We start from the raw sequence: 2,277 nt of genomic DNA, 5'->3' as shown, positions 1-2,277 counted from the left end.
GGTGTTTTTTTTTTTTTGGGGGGGGGGGGGGGGGGGGGGGGGGGGGGGGGGGGGGGGGGGGGGGGGGGGGGGGGGGGGGGGGGGGGTGGGGGGGGGGGGGGGGGGGGGGGGGGGGGGGGGGGGGGGGGGGGGTGGTGGTGTGTCGGTTGTGTTTTCTGTCCTGCTTCTTTCGATGCGTTGACGGCGTCCACCGTGTGGTGGGCGTGGAGAGGAACGATCACTGATGTCTCAGATCCCCACGATCGAGGACCTGGCCCAGCAGCTCCAGGCGGTCTCCGGTGCCCAGGAGATCGACGCGGACGCGGCGTTGCAGCACATCGCGGACGTCGATTCGCTGGACCTGATGGAGTGGCTGTACGGCTTCCAGAACCAGTACCCGCACATTCCGGCGGACGAGTCGCTGTTCGCGGACATCGACGACACCACGACGCTGCGTGTGGTCCACGAGCGGATCCTGGCGCTCGTGCCGGCCGCCGGTAACTGAGTCCGGGCGCGGCGGCGGAGCGGGAGAGGGAGAGGGGTCGCGTGGTGAGCGGTTTCGACGTCACCGGCTGGGGGATGTCGGTTCCCGAACGGGTGGTGACCAGTGCCGAACTCGCGCAGCGTTTCGGTGTGGACGAGCACTGGATCGTCTCGCGGTGCGGGATCCGTGAACGCAGGGCGGTGGGCGAGGGGCAGACCACGGCGTCGATGGCCGCGGAGGCCGGGCGCCGGGCGCTGGAGCGCGCGGGGCTGACGGGTGCGGACATCGCGCATCTGATCGTGGCGACGGCGACGCCGGAGCAGCCCTCGCCGGCGACGTCGGCGTTCGTCCACGACGAGCTCGCGATCGCGGGCAGCGCGCACGACGTGAACTCCGAGTGTGCCGGGTTCGTGTACGCGCTGGTGACGGCGGCGGGTCTGTTGCGGATGGATCCGCGTCCGATCCTGGTGATCGGCTCGGACACGCACACGCTGACCGCGAACCCCGCCGACCGGGACCTGTCGATCCTGGTGGGTGACGGTGCGGGGGCGGTGGTGCTGCGGCCGGGGGCGGTGGACCGGATCCGGGCGTGGAACCTGGGCGCGGACGGCTCGTGCAAGAACAGTCTGAAGGTCCTGGCGGGGGGTTCGCGGATGCCGACCACCGCGGACACCGTCGCCCGGGGTCTGCACTACGCGCAGATCAACGGCAACGAGATCTATCTGAACGCGGTGCGCTACACGGTGCGTACGATCCGCGAGACGCTGGAGCAGGCGAAGATCACGCCGGAGCAGGTCGACCACGTGGTGCCGCACCAGGCGAACATCCGGATCATCAACTCGGTGCTCTCCCACACCGGTATCCCGGCCGACCGGCTGGTGACGAACCTGGAGCGCTACGGCAACACCGCGTCGGGGTCGATCCCGATCGCGTTGGCGGAGGCGCTGGACGCGGGGCGGATCAAGGACGGTGACACGGTGCTGCTGGCCGGGTTCGGCGCGGGCATGACGTGGGGTTCGGTCCTGCTGACGTGGGGAGGGGTGGCGCGGTGAGCGGCCGGGACGCTTTCGGTGTGCGGCCGCCGTCGCCGGTGGCGCTGGTCACCGGTGCCTCCGGGGGGCTGGGCAGTGAGCTGGCGCTGGCCCTGGACGCGGCGGGCTGCCGGGTCGCGGTGCACTACAACAGCTCGCGCGAGGGCGCGGAGAAGGTCGCCGCGCAGCTCGTCAACGAGCACGTGCTGGTCACCGGCTCGGTCGCGGACTGGGACGCGGTCGGCGCGATGTACGAGCGGATCAAGGCGGCGCTCGGGCCGGTGGACGTGCTCGTCAACAACGGGGCGATCCGCAAGGACGCGCTGATGGCGATGCAGGACCCGGCGCAGTGGCGGCAGGTGATCGACACCAACCTCGTCGGCTCCTTCCACACCGCGCGTGCGTGCGTGCCGGCGATGCTGCGGGCGCGCTGGGGGCGGGTGGTCAACATCGTCTCCCCGTCGGCGCTGATCGCCACCGCCGGGCAGACCGCCTACTCGGCGTCCAAGGCCGGCCTGATCGGGCTGACCCGTACCCTCGCGGCGGAGTGCGGCCGCAGGGGGGTGACCGTCAACGCCCTGTCACCCGGCTTCATGATCACCGGCATGACGGACACCCTGCCCGAGCACGTCGTGGCGGGCATGCGCGAGAAGGTCCCGGTGCCGCGGTTCGTCACCCCGCGCGAGGTCGCCCGCTCGATCACCCTGTTCCTCGACCAGGACTGCATGACCGGCCAGGTCATCAGCATCGACTCCGGGGCCTCCATCACCTGAACGCCACCGG

The 2,277-nt window shown here is 71.4% G+C and carries 3 protein-coding genes; all 3 read left to right on the top strand.

Going from position 1 to position 2,277, the window contains the following annotated elements:
• Positions 1-223: 223 nt before the first annotated feature.
• Genes ACIQOV_RS38105 through ACIQOV_RS38095 form a run of 3 tightly spaced genes read left to right on the top strand, consistent with a single transcriptional unit; the run spans position 224 to position 2,267 of the window.
• Positions 224-484: a hypothetical protein gene (locus tag ACIQOV_RS38105; RefSeq protein ID WP_224279085.1), complete on the top strand. Its 261-nt coding sequence runs from the start codon at positions 224-226 to the stop codon at positions 482-484.
• Positions 485-528: 44 nt separating this feature from the next.
• Positions 529-1,515 carry a 3-oxoacyl-ACP synthase III family protein gene (locus ACIQOV_RS38100; protein ID WP_401055348.1) on the top strand — a complete coding sequence of 329 codons (987 nt, stop codon included), beginning with the start codon at positions 529-531 and terminating at the stop codon, positions 1,513-1,515.
• A gap of 20 nt (positions 1,516-1,535) precedes the next feature.
• Positions 1,536-2,267 carry an SDR family NAD(P)-dependent oxidoreductase gene (locus tag ACIQOV_RS38095; protein ID WP_401055347.1) on the top strand — a complete coding sequence of 244 codons (732 nt, stop codon included), beginning with the start codon at positions 1,536-1,538 and terminating at the stop codon, positions 2,265-2,267.
• Positions 2,268-2,277 lie beyond the last annotated feature (10 nt).

Source organism: Kitasatospora sp. NPDC091257 (genome assembly GCF_044757675.1).
GTDB classification, from domain to species: domain Bacteria; phylum Actinomycetota; class Actinomycetes; order Streptomycetales; family Streptomycetaceae; genus Kitasatospora; species Kitasatospora lactacystinica.
This window is presented reverse-complemented; position numbering and strand designations above follow the sequence as displayed.